This is a genomic window from Variovorax sp. LjRoot290 (assembly GCF_964253985.1).
Classification (GTDB): Bacteria; Pseudomonadota; Gammaproteobacteria; order Burkholderiales; family Burkholderiaceae_C; genus Variovorax.
The window spans coordinates 5,654,556-5,669,893 of record NZ_CAXURW020000001.1 but is presented as its reverse complement, the minus strand read 5'-3'; the positions used below and the strand labels follow the sequence as shown (position 1 = coordinate 5,669,893).

Here is a 15,338-nt window from a genome sequence, read left to right as displayed (position 1 = left end):
TGTCTGCGCTCAGTCGATGTAGCGCAGGCCGGCCTTGGCCAGCGGCTCGCGCATGGCGTACATGTCCAGGCCGAGCTCGCCGGCGGCGAAACGCGCGCGCTTGCTGCCCTCGTTGGACTCGCGGGCTTCGGCCGCGTCGGCCACCTGCTGCGCGCGCGAAGCCGGCACCACCACCACGCCGTCGATGTCGGCCACCACCACGTCGCCCGGATGCACCAGGGCGCCGGCACACACCACCGGCACGTTGACCGAGCCCAGCGTCGCCTTGATCGTGCCCTTTGCATGGATGGCGCGGCTGAACACGGGGAAGTTCATCCCTGTGAGATCGCGCACGTCGCGCACGCCGCCGTCGATCACCAGGCCCTTGCAGCCACGCGCCTTGAAGGAGGTGGCCAGCAGATCGCCGAAGAAGCCGTCGGTGCTGTCGCTGGTGCAGGCCGCGACCACCACGTCGCCGGGCTGGATCTGCTCTGCCGCGACATGCAGCATCCAGTTGTCGCCGGGCTGCAGCAGTACGGTGACGGCCGGACCGCAGAAGCGCGCGTCGGGATAGATGGGGCGGATGCGCGGTTGCATCAGGCCGAGGCGGCCGAGCGCCTCGTGCACGGTCGAGACGCCGAAGCGTGAGAGCTTTTCGACAGCGGCCGGGTCGGCGCGCGTGACGCTGCGGTGGACAACGCCGAGTTGATGGAGTGTGGTCATGGTCAAAGGCTCTTGGCTTTGAGGGCGCGGTCGAGGCGCGGATACACCCGGCGCGCGTTGGCTTCGTAGATCTGGTGGCGCGCCGCGTCGTCGAGCATGGGCGTGGCGTCGATGTAGCGCCGCGTGTCGTCGTAGGGAAAACCGGTCTCCGGATCGATGCCGCGCACCGCGCCGATCATTTCGCTGGCGAACAGGATGTTGTCGACCGGGATCACGCGCGTCAGCAGATCGATGCCCGGCTGGTGGTAGACGCAGGTGTCGAAGAAGATGTTGTTCAGCAGGTGGTCCTTCAGCAGTGGCTTCTTCATTTCCTGCGCCAGGCCGCGGAACCGGCCCCAGTGGTAGGGCACCGCGCCGCCGCCGTGCGGGATCACGAAGCGCAGCGTCGGGAAGTCCTTGAAGAGATCCGACGTCAGGCACTGCATGAAGGCCGTGGTATCGGCATTCAGGTAGTGCGCACCGGTGGTATGGAAGCAGGCATTGCAGCTCGTGCTCACGTGCACCATCGCCGGGATGTCGTGCTCCACCATCTTTTCGTAGAGCGGGTACCAGTGGCGGTCGGACAGTGGGGGGCTGGTCCAGTGGCCACCCGAAGGGTCGGGGTTGAGGTTGAGGCCGACGAAGCCGTACTCCTTCACGCAGCGCTCCAGCTCCGGGATGCAGGTGCGCGGATCGACCCCCGGCGACTGCGGCAGCATGGCCGCGCCGATGAAGTGATCAGGGAACAACTGGCTGACGCGAAAGCACAGCTCGTTGCATAGGGCCGCCCAAGCGGAAGAAATCTCGAAGTCGCCGATGTGGTGCGCCATGAAGCTCGCGCGCGGGCTGAAGATCGTCAGATCGCTGCCGCGCTCCTTCATGAGGCGCAACTGATTGCCCTCGATCGACTCGCGCAACTCGTCGTCGCTGATCTTCAAATCCGAGGCGCGGGGCTTCAGCGCGGAATCCCTGATGCCCGCGATCTGCTGATTGCGCCAGTTCTCCAGCGCCTTGGGAGCAGTGGTGTAGTGGCCATGGCAGTCGATGATCATTTGCAATCCAGTCGGTTGATGACGTCATTGCGCCAAGTGTGGTTGCCGGCGCCGCTGCGTGGCGTGAATTCGGCTTGCCTTGCCATCAGACTTCTTTATCTGCTAGGGTTTACACCGAGATTCATCAACTCCTTTGGAGAGAGAAGATTTGCCGGTGAAGCCCGACCATCAGAGACACAAAGTTATCGACAGGGCACACAGCGGCGCGCTCGGCATCAACCTGCGGCACCTGCGCGCGTTCTCGGCCGTGGCCGCGGCCGGCAGCATCGCCGGGGCCGCGGATGAGCTGTACCGCGTGGCCTCGGGCGTCACGCGCTCCATCTCTGAACTCGAAAGCGGGCTGGGCAGGCCGCTGTTCGATCGACGCCCGCGCGGAATGGCGCTGAATTCGTACGGCGAGCTGGTGCTGGCGCGTGCGCACCGCATCGAGCGCGAGTTCGAAGACGCACGAGCCCGGCTCGTCGCACGCGGCGGCATCGGCGCGTCCGCCGACCTCCACCCGCTGTTCACGTCGATACTGAACGGCCGACGTCTCGCGGTGGTCGCGAGTCTCGTCGAGAAGCGCAACATGCCTGCGGTCGCGCGCGAGTTCGGGATCACGCAGCCGGCCATCAGCAGCGCGCTGAAGGACCTCGAAGGCGGGCTCGGTGTCGCGCTCTTCGATCGCAAGACGCGCGGGCTGTCGCCGACGCCGGCGGGCGAGATCGTCGCGTTCCACTTCAAGCGGGTGCTTGCGGAACTGCGCCACATCGGCCCGGACATCGCCGCCAGCGAAGGAACGCTGCAGGGGAGCGTGAACGTCGGCGCGCTTCCGCTCGGCCGTACACAGATCCTGCCGCTCGCGATTGCTTCGCTGGTCGTGCGTCACGCGGGACTGCACGTTGCGACGGTCGAGAGCCCATACGACGCGTTGGCAGCATCGCTGCGCAGCGGCGACATCGACTTCATCCTCGGCGCACTGCGCAGCGCCGACGAGGCGAAGGACCTGCAGCAGGAAGCGCTGTTCGAGGATCGCATTTCGGTGATCGCACGCGCCGGCCATCCGCTCGCACGCGCCGCGCGCATCGACTTCGATGCGTTGCGCCAGGCGAGATGGGCGCTCTCGCGGCACGGCTCGCCGTCGCGCGAGTTGCTCGAGCGCTTCTTCTCGGAAGCGCGGCAGGCGCCGCCGATGCCTGCCGTCGAGACCGGCGATCTCGCGGTGCTGCGCGGCTTGCTGCTGGAAAGCGACATGCTGACCGCGATCTCTGCGCACCAGCTGCGTTACGAGATTCGCGACCGCAGCCTGGTCGTACTGAACTTCCCCCTTGACCGGACGCGCCGCGAGATCGGTCTCACGCAGCGTCTGGGCGCATTCCCCTCACCGGGCGCGCGAGCGTTGATGCAAGAGATCAGAGCGGTGGTGGCTCGATCCCCCGATTTCCGCGCTCCGCGTTGATCCGACGCCATGCTCAGCTCGGTTCGTCGGCGTGCGGCCTGCCGAGAACAAGGATGTTGGCCGCCTGCATCAGTGCGGTCTCATACCGCTGGCACTCTTCGGCGATGGCTTCGTCCGTCCAATCCCTGAAACCTTTCTTCGCCTTGACGCCGAAGCGCCCGCGCGTCACCAGATCCGTCAGCGTCTTTCCGGGGGCGCTGTCATTGCAGAGCGACGGATAGATGACGGTTGCCGCCGCGTGCTGGGTATCGAAGCCCGCGAACTCCTTGAGCAACATCGGGCCGGCAGCTGCATAGCGGAATCCGAATCCAAACCGAACAGCGACATCGACGTCCTCGGCCGTTGCAAGCCCCTCGTCGATGACGGCAAAAGCCTCCCGCATCAGCGCGTGCTGGATGCGGTTGGCGAGGAAGCCTGGAACGTCGCGATTCACGCGCACCGGCGCTCTTCCCAGCGAGCGGAACACCTGGTGGAGCGCATCCAATGTCGATGCTTCAGTGCGTTCGCCTTTGGCGATTTCCACCAAGGGGACGAGGTGCGCGGGCTGAAAGAAATGGGTGTTCGCCATGCGCTCTGCGGTTTTCAGGCCCGCACAGATGTCGGTGATGCGCATGCTGGAGCTATTCGACCCCATTGGCACGCCCGCAGGAGCCAGCCTGTCCAGGGTCGAAAAAATCGACTTCTTGATCTCCATATTTTCCGTGACCGACTCCAGCACGATATGGACGTTGGCCCATGAGATGTCTTCGATCCGGGAGTGAAATACCAGTGATCCGGACTCTTGCTCCGAGCCCAGCTGCTGGACAGACTTCGCGACGCGCTCCTGCGCACCCGCCCACTTCGAGGGACTGTGCCCCACGAGCTGCACCGACCATCCGCCGGCCAGGAAGATGGCCGCAATATCGCAGCCCATGATTCCGCACCCGACCACCACCGCGCTTCGATCATTCATGCACACACCTTGATTCTTCGTTGGCCGGATCACGTTCTAGAGTGCATCGCGCGCGGCGACGATCATGTCCAGTTCCACGGCCGCATTCTTCGGCAGGGCGTAGACGCCGACGGAGGTGCGGGTGTGCACGCCGGCCTCGCCGAAGACACGGTGCATCAGATCCGAGGCTGCGTCGGCCACCTCGCTTTGCTGCGTGAAGTCGGCGGTGCATTGCACAAACACGCCGATGCGCAGGATCTTCTCGATCGCATCGAGCGAGCCGAGGGTCTGGCGCAGGATGGCGAGGGCGCGCAGCGCGCAGATCTGCGCAGCCTTCCGCGCCTCATCGAGCGAGACCTGTTCTCCGACGCGGCCGGTCACCATCACTGTGCTGCCGACCCGCGGCACCTGCCCGCTGATGTAGACCGTGCGGCCATCACGCACGGCGGACACGTAGTGGCCGCCGATGCGGATCTCACCGTCGAAGCCATGCCCCAGTTCGGCCGCGATCTGATTGGCAATCTGGCTGCGGGTCAGTGTTGTCATGGAACCTCTCGTTTGAACGGGGTTCCATCTTCGTCGCGCAGTGCGGGGAAGAACAGATACAGAACGTGCGAAGTCGATGCGCAACAGGTGGATGTTCGGTCGTGCGACCGACTTGATCAGTGCGCGCAGGCGGTGGCCGCGACCGAACCCCGTCGCTCACCGCTGCGCAGCCCCGGTAACGGCGCCCGGCTCCCTCCTCCCATCGTCCGCAAGCCGCAGCCCGCGGCGCTCCACGCTCGAAGCGATCTGCGCCACCGACCGGCGTCCCAGTCGCGTCATGACAAACAGCTTCCGGGGCGATACGCGCGTCACGTCGCGGACTGTGTTCAGGTCGTGGCGCCGCAGCACGTTGGAGGCTCGCAAGGAAAGGCCGAGGATCGCGATGTCGGCGTCGAGAAGGGTTTCGCTGGACGGTTCTGCTTGTGGCATGGGCGGGCGGGTGGCAACGGATGCCGCTTGACAGTGCACATGCCGTGCCTGCGCTCGTGCACCCTCCTTTCCCGGAGGCTCGCGAAGGCATGGCCGCACCGTGTTGGAAATGCGGACAAATCAACTGCCTGAAACATCGACAACTGTCTGCTGAATGAGCAGGGTTGTCCCTGAGGCATGCGCGTGCGACCTCACCTCATGTGAACCGTGTCACATGCCACGCGTGCGCTGCTTACTCGTGCCGAAGGAGGCGAATCCCCAAAATTAGCGGCCATGGCGAACCCGATTGCGACACGGGTTGCGATCGACGAAAGGCCGACATCATGCGCAGTTCCTCCTACATCCGGTTCGCCTTCGCCGCACTCGCGACATTCGCCATCCTGCTGCCGGGCGCGGCCTTCGCCGAAGAGCGCACCTACCTGAGCAAGGCCGAGATCGAGGCCAGCCTGCTCGGCAAGACGGTGGTGTCGAAGAACATCGCGAGCGGAAAGCTTTCCCAGTGGGAATTCCGCGCCGACGGAACGGTGGAAGCCGTAGGCGGGCTCGGCCGGGCCGCGGGCACGTGGAGCATCCGTGAGGACGGGCAGACTTGCGTGAAGGTGCTGGGCCGCACCGGATGCCGCTACTGGTTCCGCCAGGGCGGCGCCTACGCCAACGCGGACACCAACCAGGCCGATGCGCCGGTCGTGGCCGAGGTGCGCTATCTTTGATGCGCTTCGCCTGCGCCGGGTTGAGGCCAGCTTCAAGAAGGACCTTGCGTATGTCGCGAGCATCCATGCAGAAAGTACTGATCGCTGTTCTTGCGCTTGGCTTTTCAGTTCTCGTTGGATGCACCCGACATGCTCGCGAGCAAGCTTCAAAAGCAGAAATCGGATTCATAGAGGCGACTTCCGACATCAAGCTCAGGCGGATGGTCGTTCACACTGCAAGGCCGAAAGGCGTCGTGCTTTTTCTGCATGGCTTTCCGGAGACTCTCCATGCCTGGAAGGATATTTCCCTGGTGCTCGGCAAGGACTACGAAGTCCATGCTTTCGACTGGCCGGGCTACGGTCTTTCATCAAGACTGCCGGCGGACAAGTTCTCTTACGCGCCGCAAGACTATGCGCGTGTGCTGAAGGCATACATCGACAAGGCAGGCATCGACAGATCCAGACTGGTCATCTACGCCACGGACATCGGTGCCCTGCCGGCGCTTCTTCTCGCCTTGGAAGAGCCGGGTATCGCGAGGACGATCATCGTGGGCGACTTTGCGCCATTCGACCGGCCTCAGTACATGCACGAGAACCTGCAGGGCCTCAAGTCGAAGCCATCGTCCGATTTGATTCATGCCTCGATGAACAGGAATCGCGACGAGATTCTGGAGAACGCTTTCAGAAGAGGCTTGCCTAAGAATGAGCAGTTCGATCTGTCCCCGGAACTCAAGGACGACATGCTGCGCGGATGGAGTCAAGACGGCCTCACCTCGGCGGATGCCTTCTATCACTACTACTCACACTTCACCAGGGATCAGGAGTATTTCGAGTCCCATCTGGCGAGGCTCAAGACGCCCGTCAAGGTCATCTGGGGTGAGAAGGATTTCTATATCAACAAGGAGATGGGCGTCGAGTTCGCCAAGAAGGCCAATATCGAATTCACTCTTCTCCCCCATCTCGGGCACTATCCGCATCTCCAAGACCCAAAACAAACAATCGAAGAAATTCAGGCCTCCTTCAGCAGCAGGTGAGAAAAGCTCTGAATGTCGCTTCGACCCGGCTCACGCGAGGCCGCGCTCAGCGCGGCGAGCAGACGCTGACGACCACCTTGCAAGGCTCGGTCGGCAGATGGCTGTCGCACTGCCCGGCGGCCGCCTTGCCCGCGGCGGCTGCGGTGGAAGCGATGGCCGTGCCCCATTCGCCAAAGTTGCCCGTCGCGAGAGCGCCGCAGGAGCGATCGAAGTACGCGCGCACGACACAGGGGCCGGAGCGGCCCGCCGCGCGATCGCACTGGGCGCGTGCCGCAAGCTCCGCAGCGCCGCGGGATGGGTGGTTGATCGAGTAGCCGTACCACCCGTGCACGGACGCGATCGCGCCCCAGCTCGGGCCTTGGCCGGGGTTGGCATGCGCCGGAGCGACGGCGATGTCTGTCAGGCCGCAGCACAACGGCAGCGCAAGCGCGCCGAGCATGCGGGCTACGCGTGATGGAAGGCTCATGGAGCAGCGGACCGCTAGCTCGCCGCGGGTTCGTGGCATGCGACGCAGAGCTTGTTTCCATCCGGGTCGCGCAAGTAGGCGCCGTAGTAGTTCGGGTGGTACTGCTCTCTGAGCCCGGGCGGTCCTTCGCAGCTTCCGCCATGTTCCAGCGCTGCCTGATGTGCAGCGTGGACTTTGGCCCGGTCGGCGGCAGCGAAGGCAATCATTTGACCGTTCCCGGCCTCATGCGGCTGGCCGTCGTAGGGTTTGCAGATCACGAAGAACGGCCGCGCGCGCCCGGCGCTGTGCCAGCCCGCCCATGGCTTCTCGCGCTCGCAGAACCGAAGCTCGATGCCGAGGCTGTCCATGACGGCGCTGTAGAAGGTCAACGCGCGCTCGAAATCGGTCACGCTCACAAAGACATGTGAAAACAACAGAGGCTCCTGCGGCACGGGTGATCAGAGAAATGGGAGCTGCATTCTGACGTAGCGGCATGTCGCGGCGCCGATGGTTCTTCGGCCTGCTCGCGATCTCGATCGTGTTCGACGCGGTCGACACCTTCTTGAAGGGGCGCCAGTACTTCGCCGGCTTCGGCCTCGAGTACCCGCTGCACATCGGGGGCTACCTCGCGCTGGCGGGGGTCGCGGCCTATACGGCGAACCGGCGTTTCCACGCGGGGCTCGCGGCGGCGAATCTGGTCTGCCAGCTGTCGTGGATCCTGCGCAGCTTGGACGTTCTCAGCTAGGGCCCGCCCGGGACATCGCCTCGGCCTCCTGCACGATCCAGGCTTCGAAGGCCTGCACGCGCTCGGGCAGCGGCGCTTCGCTGCGGTAGGCCAGGTAGTAGGCGCCCGGCGTTTCCACCTGCAGCGCAAACGGCGCCACCAGGCGGCCCGATGCCAGGTCGTCGCGCACGAAGGCGTGCAGCGCGACCATCACGCCCAGCTGGTCCGCTGCCGCCTGGTAGGCCAGCGCGGCGTTCTCGAACTTGAGGCCGCTGTTGCCGTCGATCTGCGGCGCGCCCGCGGCCGCCAGCCAGGCCGGCCAGTCCTTGGGCCGGTTCATCGAACACAAGAGCACGTGGCGCGCGAGGTCGGCCGGCCGCGCCAGCGGTGGCCCGCGCTGCAGCAGACCCGGCGCGCAGACCGGCAGCAGTGTCTCGCCGAACAGGCGCCGCACGCCCGGCCCCGCGGGCGGGCTCGGCTCGGAATGGATGCTCACGTCCACCTCCTCGCGCGCGAAGTCGGCGCGCTGGTGCGAGGTGGTGATCTGCACGTCGATGCGCGGGTGCAGCGCATGGAAGCGCGCGAGCCGCGGCACCAGCCAGCGGATCGCGAAGGTGGGCGGCAGCTTGATGCGCAGGCAGCGCTCGTCGGGGCTGGCCTGCAACTGGCGCGTGCCGTAGTCGATCTGGTCCAGCGCCGCGCGCACGGTGCCGAAGTAGGCCTGCCCCGGCGGCGTGAGCGCGATGCCATGACGGCCGCGCTCGAAGAGTTGCACCTTGAGCCAGCCTTCCAGCGTCGCGACATGCCGGCTCACCGCGCCCTGGGTGACGCACAGCTCCTGGGCCGCGCGCGTGAAATTGCCGCAGCGGGCCGCGGCTTCGAAGGCGCGCAGGGCATTGAGCGGGGGCAGACGTCGTGACATGGAAGTTGAGGTTGAGGCATGAGTTTTGATCATGCCCCGCATGCCTTAATTGTGATTGCTGCGCCGGGCTGCGGCAAATAGCATGGCCTCCACTACAAAGACAGGAGACCACGCGATGATGAAGAAAGCGCATGTCTGCATGATGGCGGCCCTGCTCGCCGCCGCAGGACTCGCGGCAGCCCAGCAAGGAGCCGCCGGCTACCCGAACCAGCCGATCAAGCTGATGGTGCCCTGGCCCGCGGGCGGCGGCGTCGACACCACCGCGCGCATGATCTCGGAGCCGATCGCGCAGAAGCTGGGCCAGCCGATCGTGATCGACAACCGCGGCGGCGCGGGCGGCAACATCGGTACCGAGCTCGCGGCGCGCATGAAGCCCGACGGCTACAACCTGCTGATGGGCTCGATCAGTCCCAACGCGGTCAACATCCATCTCTATTCGAAGCTGGGCTTCGACCCGATCAAGGACTTCGCGCCGATCGTCTACGTCTCGAACGTGCCCAACATCCTCGTCGTGCCGGCCTCCTCGCCGGTCAAGACGGCCAAGGAGCTGATCGAGATGGCGCGCGCCAATCCGGGCAAGCTCAACTACGGCTCCGGCGGCGTCGGCTCCTCGCAGCACCTGGCGGCGGTGCAGTTCATGAGCGCCGCCAAGATCAACATCGTGCACGTGCCCTACAAGGGCACCGCGCCGGCCGAGGCCGACCTGGTGGCGGGCCACATCTCGCTGATGCTCGACACCACCACCTGCCTGCCCTTCATCGCCAGCGGCAAGATGCGCGCGCTCGCGGTGGCCTCGAAAAAGCGCAATCCCGCGCTGCCCGACGTGCCCACTTTCGACGAAGTGGGCCTCCCCGGCGTCTATGCCTCTTCGTGGTACGGGCTCATGGCGCCGGCGGGCACGCCGCGGCCCGTCATCGACAAGCTCAATGCCGAGGCCAACCAGGTGCTGCAGTCGGTCGACATGAAGCGGCGCATGGCCGAGTTCGGCGCCGAGATCGGCGGCGGCACGCCCGAGGAGTTCGGCCAGTTCATCGTCTCCGAGATCAAGCGCTACGAGTCGATCGTCAAGCTCTCTGGAGCCAAGCTCGATTGATCCAGAACCGATGACATCGAACACGCCCCCACGCACCCTCTTCGACAAGATCTGGGCCGAGCACGTCGTGATGCAGCGCGACGACGGCCAGAGCCTGCTCTACGTCGACCGCCACCTGGTGCAGGACGGCTCGGCGCCGGCCTTCGAAATGCTGCGGCAGAAGGGCCTGACGGTCCGCGCGCCCGAGCGCGCCTTCGCCACGCCCGACCACTACGTGCCCACCGACGCGCGCGCGCTCGGCCGCATCGCCGACCCCGAGAAGCGCGCGATGGCGCAGGCGCTCGAGGACGATTGCGCCGCCGCCGGCATCCGCTTCTTCGGCCTCGACGACGAGCGCCAGGGCATCGTGCACGTGGTCGGCCCCGAGCAGGGCTTGAGTCTGCCGGGCATGCTGATCGTCTGCGGCGACAGCCATACCTCCACGCACGGCGCGCTCGGCGCATTGGCCTTCGGCATCGGCGCTTCGGAAGTGGCGCACGTGCTCGCCACGCAGACGCTGTGGCAGCGCAAGCCGCGCACGCTGCGCGTCAGCGTCGAGGGCCGTCTAGCCGCGGGCGTGACGGCCAAGGACATCATCCTCGCCGTCATCGGCCGCCTCGGCACCGCCGGCGCCACCGGCCACGTGATCGAGTACGCGGGCGAGGCGATCCGCGCCCTCTCGATGGAAGCGCGCATGACGGTGTGCAACATGTCGATCGAAGCCGGCGCGCGCGCCGGCATGATCGCGCCTGACGACACCACCTTCGCCTGGCTGGCCGGCCGGCCCCACGCGCCGCAGGGCGCCGCCTGGGACCAGGCCGTGGCGCGCTGGCGCACGCTGCCCGGCGATGCCGATGCGCGCTTCGACCGCGAGCTCTCGCTGCATGCGGACGACATCGCGCCCATGGTCACCTGGGGCACCAGCCCCGAGGACGTGCTGCCCATCTCGGGCCGCGTGCCCGACCCCGCGAACGCGGCCGGCGCCGAGAAGCGCGAGGCCATGCGCCGCGCCCTCGCCTACATGGGCCTCGAGGCCGGCCAGGCCTTGACCGACATCGCGGTGCAGCGCGTGTTCATCGGCTCCTGCACCAACGGCCGCATCGAAGACCTGCGCAGCGCCGCCGCCGTGGCGCGCGGGCGCCATGTGGCCGAGGGCGTCGAGGCCTGGGTGGTGCCCGGCTCGGGGCTGGTCAAGCGCCAGGCCGAGGCCGAGGGGCTGGATGCGGTGTTCCGCGCGGCCGGCTTCCAGTGGCGCTACGCGGGCTGCTCGATGTGCCTGGGCACCAACGGCGACCAGGTCGCGCCGGGCCAGCGCTGCGCCTCCACCTCCAACCGCAATTTCGTCGGCCGCCAGGGGCCGGGTGCACGTACGCACCTGATGAGCCCGGCCATGGCTGCCGCCGCTGCCGTGACCGGCCGGCTCGCCGACGTGCGCGGCCTGATGCAGAAGGAGCATTGAGCATGGAAGCCTTCAACCGGCTCGATGCCGTGGCCGCGCCGCTCGCGCGCATCAACATCGACACCGACCAGATCGTGCCGGCGCTCTATCTGCAAAAGCCCCGCTCGGCGAACTTCGGCGACTTCCTGTTCCGCGACGTGCGGCGCGATGCAGAGGGCGCGCTGCGCGCCGACTTCCCGCTCAACGACCCCGCCTATGCCGAAGCGCGCATCCTCGTGGCCGGCCGCAATTTCGGCTGCGGCTCCTCGCGCGAGCATGCGGTGTGGGCGCTCGTCGACGGCGGCTTCCGCGCCGTGATCGCGCCCAGCTTCGGCGACATCTTTTTTTCCAACGCGCTCAAGAACGGGCTGCTGCCGGTGCGCCTGGCCGAAGACCTCGTCGGCGGTCTGCTCGCCACCCTGAAAGCCAGGCCCGGCGCGCGGCTTTGCATCGATCTCGCGGCGCAAAGCGTGACGGCGCCGGACGGCAGCCGCGCTTCGTTCGAGATCGATCCCTTCGCGCTCCACTGCCTGCTCGAAGGCCTTGACGAGCTCGACTACACGCTGACGCAGTCCGCGCGCATCGAGGCTTTCGAGCGCGCTCGCGCGGGCGCCTGACCCTCCCTCCTCTCAACGAAAGAAGTGTCCCCAAGATGAAGATCGCAGTGATGGCCGGCGACGGCATTGGTCCCGAGGTGACGGCCCAGGCCGTCAAGGTGTTGAAGGCCGTGCTCGGCCCGACCCAGGCGGTGGAACTGGTGGAGGCGCCCATCGGCCAGGCCGGCATCGACAGCGCCGGCGACCCGCTGCCCGCGGCCACCAGCGAGATCGCGCGCCGTGCCGACGCCATCCTGTTCGGCTCCGCCGGGATGCCCGGCGACGAGGCCATTCCCTTTGCCATGCGGCCGGGCGCAAGCCTGCTGCGGCTACGCAAGGAACTCGGCCTGTTCGCCAACTTCCGTCCCGCCTTTCTCTTCCCCGAACTGATCGGCGCCTCGACGCTCAAGCCGGAGATCGTCGAAGGCCTGGACCTGATGATCCTGCGCGAGCTCACCGGCGACGTCTATTTCGGCGAGCCGCGCGGCAGCGGCACCAACGCCCGGGGCGAACGCGAGGCCTTCAACACCATGCGCTATTCGGAGCCCGAGATCGAGCGCATCGCGCACGTCGCCTTCCGCACCGCGCGGGCGAGGCGGCGCAAGCTGTGCTCGGTCGACAAGGCCAACGTGCTCGAAGTGATGCAGCTCTGGCGCGAGGTCGTCACGCGCGTGGGCGCCGAGTATCCCGACGTCGAGCTCACGCACCTGTTCGTCGACGCGGCCGCGATGCAGCTCATGCGCGCGCCCAAACAGTTCGACGTGATCGTTACCGGCAACATCTTCGGCGACATCCTCTCGGACGCGGCCGCCATGCTTACCGGCTCCATCGGCATGCTGCCCTCGGCCTCGATGGCGGCCGGCAGCAAGGGCCTCTACGAACCGGTGCACGGCACCGCGCCCGACATCGCCGGCAAGGACCTCGCGAACCCGCTCGCGTCCATCCTCTCGATGGCGATGCTGCTGCGCTATTCCTTCGGCCTCGCCGAGCAGGCCGAGCGCGTCGAGCGTGCGGTGCGCGCGGTGCTGGCCGAAGGCCTGCGCACGGGCGACATCTTCCAGCCGGGCTGCCGGCGCGTCGGCACGCGCGACATGGGCGAGGCGGTGGTGGCGGCGCTTCGGCGCGCGGCCGGCTGACTATGGCAGCTTCGCCTTCAACTGCCGGTAGGCGTTCGGATCTTCACGCCTGAGCGCGTCGAGTTCTTTCTGCAGCCGCTCGACGCGCGGCTGCCGCGCGCTCTGCTTGATGCGCTCGACCTCGCGCGCCAGCGTCTCGAAGTCGGCGATGCGCTTGTCGGATTTCTCCTTGGGCGGCAGCTTTTCGGCCAGCGCCGAGACCGCGTCCATCAGCCGGCCGATCTGGCGGCCATAACTGTGCTGCTGGAGCACGTCGCGCTCGATGTCGGGTGCCGACGAGTTGTTGTGGGTCACGCTGACCAGTGACCAGCCCGAGTTGATCGGCTGGCTCAGCTGCTGCGGCGCGCCAGCCGGCCATGGCCACTGCTGCAGGGGCCAGTTCCACCACGAGGAACGCCCCGCGCCGAAGTCCGCGGTGCCGCTGCCATCCGACCTTGCTGCCGTTGCCATACCACCTCCTGCCGAACGCGTGTCGCGCGATGTGGATCGTAGCGCGCCGCCGGCGAGTTGCGCGATGACGACCTTCGGGTGCTCAATGGCTAGCTCGCGCGATGACGACTTTCAAAAGAACAAGGAGACCGCCATGGATTGCGATGTCCTGATCGTCGGCGCCGGCCCCACCGGCCTGATGCTCGCCAATCAGCTCGGCCGGCGCGGCGTTCGCACCGTGATCATCGACCGGCACGCCGGGCCCTCGCTGCAGACCCGGGCGCTCGGCGTGCAGGCGCGCACGCTGGAGATCTACGCCCAGCTCGGGATCGCCGAGCGCGCGCTCGAACTCGGCAAGCGTGGCACCGGCGCCAACATGTGGGCCGAAGGGCGGAAGATGGCGCGCGTGCCCCTGGGCGAAGCCGGCGCACGCGTGACCCCGTACCCGTACATCCTGATCCTCGGGCAGGACGACAACGAACGGATCATGGGCGACCGGTTGAGCGACTGGGGCCTGGCGGTGCACTGGAACACCGAGATGATCGAGCTCGCTCAGGAGCCCGGCCATGTGACGGCGACGCTCCGAGTTGCCGGCGGCACGATCCGCCGCATCGACGCCACCTGGATGGCCGGCTGCGACGGGGCGCGCAGCGCGGTGCGCGAGATGAACCGCATCGGCTTTCCCGGCGCCCCCTACGAACACGTGTTCTTCGTCGCCGACGTGGAGATGACGGGCGGCATGGTCCCCGACGAGGTCAACGTGTATTTGTGGAGGAAAGGCTTCCACCTGCTCTTCCCGATGCGCGGCAAAGACCACTGGCGCATCGTCGGCATCCTGCCGCCCGAGCTGCGCGGCAAGGACGACGCGCGCTTCGAGGACGTGATTCCTTCCTTGCACGCCGAGGCCGGCACCGGGCTGTCTTTCAAGGCGTGCACCTGGTTCTCCACCTACCGCATCCACCACCGCAGCGCGTCGCGCTTCCGGGATCGTCGCTGCTTCCTGCTCGGCGATGCGGCCCATATCCACAGCCCGGTGGGCGCCCAGGGCATGAACACCGGCCTGCAGGATGCCTACAACCTGGCATGGAAGATCGCGCTGGTGGTCGAGGGCAAAGCCGGCGAGACGCTGCTCGACTCCTACGAGGCCGAGCGCCTCCCAGTCGCGCGGCGCCTGCTCGAGACGACCGACCGGGGCTTCAGGGTGGTGGTCTCCGACGCGCCGTTCGCCGGCCTGCTGCGCACGCGGGTGCTGGCCCGGCTCGCCGCCTTCGCGATGGGCCGCGAACGCGTGCAGAAGCTCGCGTTCCGCACCGTCTCGCAAACCGGCATCCACTACCGCGCGGGCCCGCTGTCGGCAGCGCTGGACGCGCTGCCGTCCGATGCGCCGAGCGCCGGCGATCGCTTCCCCTGGCTGTATCTGCGCTTTGCCGCGGACGGGCCGGTCGAGGATTCGTTCGACAAGCTCGCGGACACGCACTTCCATCTGCTCGTGTTCGGACAGGACCTGCCTGCGGGCAGCGCGACGGGCCTCGGCGAGCTGCTGCGGGTGCACGTGATCCCGGCCGATCCGGTCAACGACGCGGAACTGGAGCGCCAGAAGATTGCGCGGCCTTCCTTCTATCTCGTGCGTCCCGACGGCCATGTCGCGCTCTGCGGGCGGCGGCTTGCGCCTGCGGCCGTCGCGCGCTACGCCGAGGAGCGTCTGAAGTTCATGACACCTGCGATGGCGGCGAACTGAACTTCGATCGGCCCTGGCGTGCTGCGGGATTTCACCAA

18 protein-coding genes are annotated in these 15,338 nt (G+C 67.0%); 9 read left to right on the top strand and 9 right to left on the bottom strand.

All coding sequences use genetic code 11. The annotated features are described in order from the left end of the window. Nucleotides 1-9: 9 nt before the first annotated feature. Nucleotides 10-702, bottom strand: a complete 693-nt coding sequence (ligK, locus tag ACSQ9A_RS27985) for a 4-carboxy-4-hydroxy-2-oxoadipate aldolase/oxaloacetate decarboxylase (protein WP_436306089.1) — start codon at nucleotides 700-702, stop codon at nucleotides 10-12. Between the two features lie 2 nt (nucleotides 703-704). Continuing rightward, nucleotides 705-1,733 (bottom strand): amidohydrolase family protein, encoded by a 1,029-nt coding sequence (locus ACSQ9A_RS27980; protein WP_436294222.1) that lies wholly within the window; start codon nucleotides 1,731-1,733, stop codon nucleotides 705-707. A gap of 154 nt (nucleotides 1,734-1,887) precedes the next feature. Here ACSQ9A_RS27980 and ACSQ9A_RS27975 point away from each other — a divergent pair, with 154 nt between their 5' ends. Further along, nucleotides 1,888-3,171 (top strand): LysR family transcriptional regulator, encoded by a 1,284-nt coding sequence (locus ACSQ9A_RS27975; RefSeq protein WP_436306088.1) that lies wholly within the window; start codon nucleotides 1,888-1,890, stop codon nucleotides 3,169-3,171. Between the two features lie 13 nt (nucleotides 3,172-3,184). On the opposite strand, the gene ACSQ9A_RS27970 is transcribed toward ACSQ9A_RS27975, so the two are convergent. The 3 genes from ACSQ9A_RS27970 to ACSQ9A_RS27960 all read right to left on the bottom strand — a co-directional run bounded on the left by ACSQ9A_RS27970 (nucleotide 3,185) and on the right by ACSQ9A_RS27960 (nucleotide 5,077). Beyond that, nucleotides 3,185-4,123: a 3-hydroxyacyl-CoA dehydrogenase family protein gene (locus ACSQ9A_RS27970; protein ID WP_436306087.1), complete on the bottom strand. Its 939-nt coding sequence runs from the start codon at nucleotides 4,121-4,123 to the stop codon at nucleotides 3,185-3,187. A 36-nt stretch (nucleotides 4,124-4,159) separates the two neighbouring features. Then, nucleotides 4,160-4,648, bottom strand: coding sequence for a RidA family protein (locus ACSQ9A_RS27965; RefSeq protein ID WP_436306086.1), 489 nt, complete (start codon nucleotides 4,646-4,648; stop codon nucleotides 4,160-4,162). A gap of 156 nt (nucleotides 4,649-4,804) precedes the next feature. After that, nucleotides 4,805-5,077 (bottom strand): DNA-directed RNA polymerase subunit alpha C-terminal domain-containing protein, encoded by a 273-nt coding sequence (locus ACSQ9A_RS27960; protein ID WP_139191690.1) that lies wholly within the window; start codon nucleotides 5,075-5,077, stop codon nucleotides 4,805-4,807. Between the two features lie 323 nt (nucleotides 5,078-5,400). Between ACSQ9A_RS27960 and ACSQ9A_RS27955 the strand changes: the two genes are divergently transcribed. Both ACSQ9A_RS27955 and ACSQ9A_RS27950 read left to right on the top strand, forming a co-directional pair. Beyond that, on the top strand, nucleotides 5,401-5,787 hold the full coding sequence (locus ACSQ9A_RS27955; RefSeq protein WP_436306085.1) for a hypothetical protein: 387 nt from the start codon (nucleotides 5,401-5,403) through the stop codon (nucleotides 5,785-5,787). 65 nt (nucleotides 5,788-5,852) lie between these two features. Then, nucleotides 5,853-6,800, top strand: coding sequence for an alpha/beta fold hydrolase (locus ACSQ9A_RS27950; protein WP_436306084.1), 948 nt, complete (start codon nucleotides 5,853-5,855; stop codon nucleotides 6,798-6,800). 46 nt (nucleotides 6,801-6,846) lie between these two features. On the opposite strand, the gene ACSQ9A_RS27945 is transcribed toward ACSQ9A_RS27950, so the two are convergent. Together ACSQ9A_RS27945 and ACSQ9A_RS27940 are read right to left on the bottom strand one after the other, a co-directional pair. Further along, nucleotides 6,847-7,266, bottom strand: a complete 420-nt coding sequence (locus ACSQ9A_RS27945) for a DUF4189 domain-containing protein (protein ID WP_436306083.1) — start codon at nucleotides 7,264-7,266, stop codon at nucleotides 6,847-6,849. 14 nt (nucleotides 7,267-7,280) lie between these two features. Further along, the gene (locus ACSQ9A_RS27940) at nucleotides 7,281-7,679 is read right to left on the bottom strand and encodes a VOC family protein (protein ID WP_436306377.1); all 399 of its coding nucleotides are present in this window, start codon (nucleotides 7,677-7,679) and stop codon (nucleotides 7,281-7,283) included. Between the two features lie 59 nt (nucleotides 7,680-7,738). On the opposite strand from ACSQ9A_RS27940, the gene ACSQ9A_RS27935 reads away from it, so the two are divergent. Next, the gene (locus tag ACSQ9A_RS27935; RefSeq protein WP_436306082.1) at nucleotides 7,739-7,990 is read left to right on the top strand and encodes a hypothetical protein; all 252 of its coding nucleotides are present in this window, start codon (nucleotides 7,739-7,741) and stop codon (nucleotides 7,988-7,990) included. Here the strand turns inward: ACSQ9A_RS27935 and gcvA are convergent. After that, nucleotides 7,983-8,891, bottom strand: coding sequence for a transcriptional regulator GcvA (gene gcvA / locus ACSQ9A_RS27930; RefSeq protein WP_436306081.1), 909 nt, complete (start codon nucleotides 8,889-8,891; stop codon nucleotides 7,983-7,985). The two genes, ACSQ9A_RS27935 and gcvA, sit on opposite strands and share 8 nt — an antisense overlap. 115 nt (nucleotides 8,892-9,006) lie before the next feature. Here gcvA and ACSQ9A_RS27925 point away from each other — a divergent pair, with 115 nt between their 5' ends. Genes ACSQ9A_RS27925 through leuB form a run of 4 tightly spaced genes read left to right on the top strand, consistent with a single transcriptional unit; the run spans nucleotide 9,007 to nucleotide 13,133 of the window. After that, a complete protein-coding gene (locus ACSQ9A_RS27925; RefSeq protein ID WP_436306080.1) occupies nucleotides 9,007-9,984 on the top strand; it encodes a Bug family tripartite tricarboxylate transporter substrate binding protein in 978 nt (325 codons plus the stop codon). A 10-nt stretch (nucleotides 9,985-9,994) separates the two neighbouring features. Beyond that, nucleotides 9,995-11,422 (top strand): 3-isopropylmalate dehydratase large subunit, encoded by a 1,428-nt coding sequence (leuC, locus tag ACSQ9A_RS27920; protein ID WP_436306079.1) that lies wholly within the window; start codon nucleotides 9,995-9,997, stop codon nucleotides 11,420-11,422. Between the two features lie 2 nt (nucleotides 11,423-11,424). Continuing rightward, entirely contained in the window at nucleotides 11,425-12,018 is a 594-nt protein-coding gene (gene leuD / locus ACSQ9A_RS27915) for a 3-isopropylmalate dehydratase small subunit (RefSeq protein ID WP_436306078.1), read from the top strand. A 35-nt stretch (nucleotides 12,019-12,053) separates the two neighbouring features. Then, nucleotides 12,054-13,133, top strand: a complete 1,080-nt coding sequence (gene leuB, locus ACSQ9A_RS27910) for a 3-isopropylmalate dehydrogenase (RefSeq protein ID WP_436306077.1) — start codon at nucleotides 12,054-12,056, stop codon at nucleotides 13,131-13,133. Here leuB and ACSQ9A_RS27905 read toward each other — a convergent pair whose 3' ends face one another. After that, a complete protein-coding gene (locus ACSQ9A_RS27905) occupies nucleotides 13,134-13,583 on the bottom strand; it encodes a hypothetical protein (RefSeq protein WP_436306076.1) in 450 nt (149 codons plus the stop codon). 133 nt (nucleotides 13,584-13,716) lie between these two features. Here ACSQ9A_RS27905 and ACSQ9A_RS27900 point away from each other — a divergent pair, with 133 nt between their 5' ends. Then, a complete protein-coding gene (locus tag ACSQ9A_RS27900; protein ID WP_436306075.1) occupies nucleotides 13,717-15,300 on the top strand; it encodes an FAD-dependent monooxygenase in 1,584 nt (527 codons plus the stop codon). The last annotated feature ends 38 nt before the right edge of the window (nucleotides 15,301-15,338 follow it).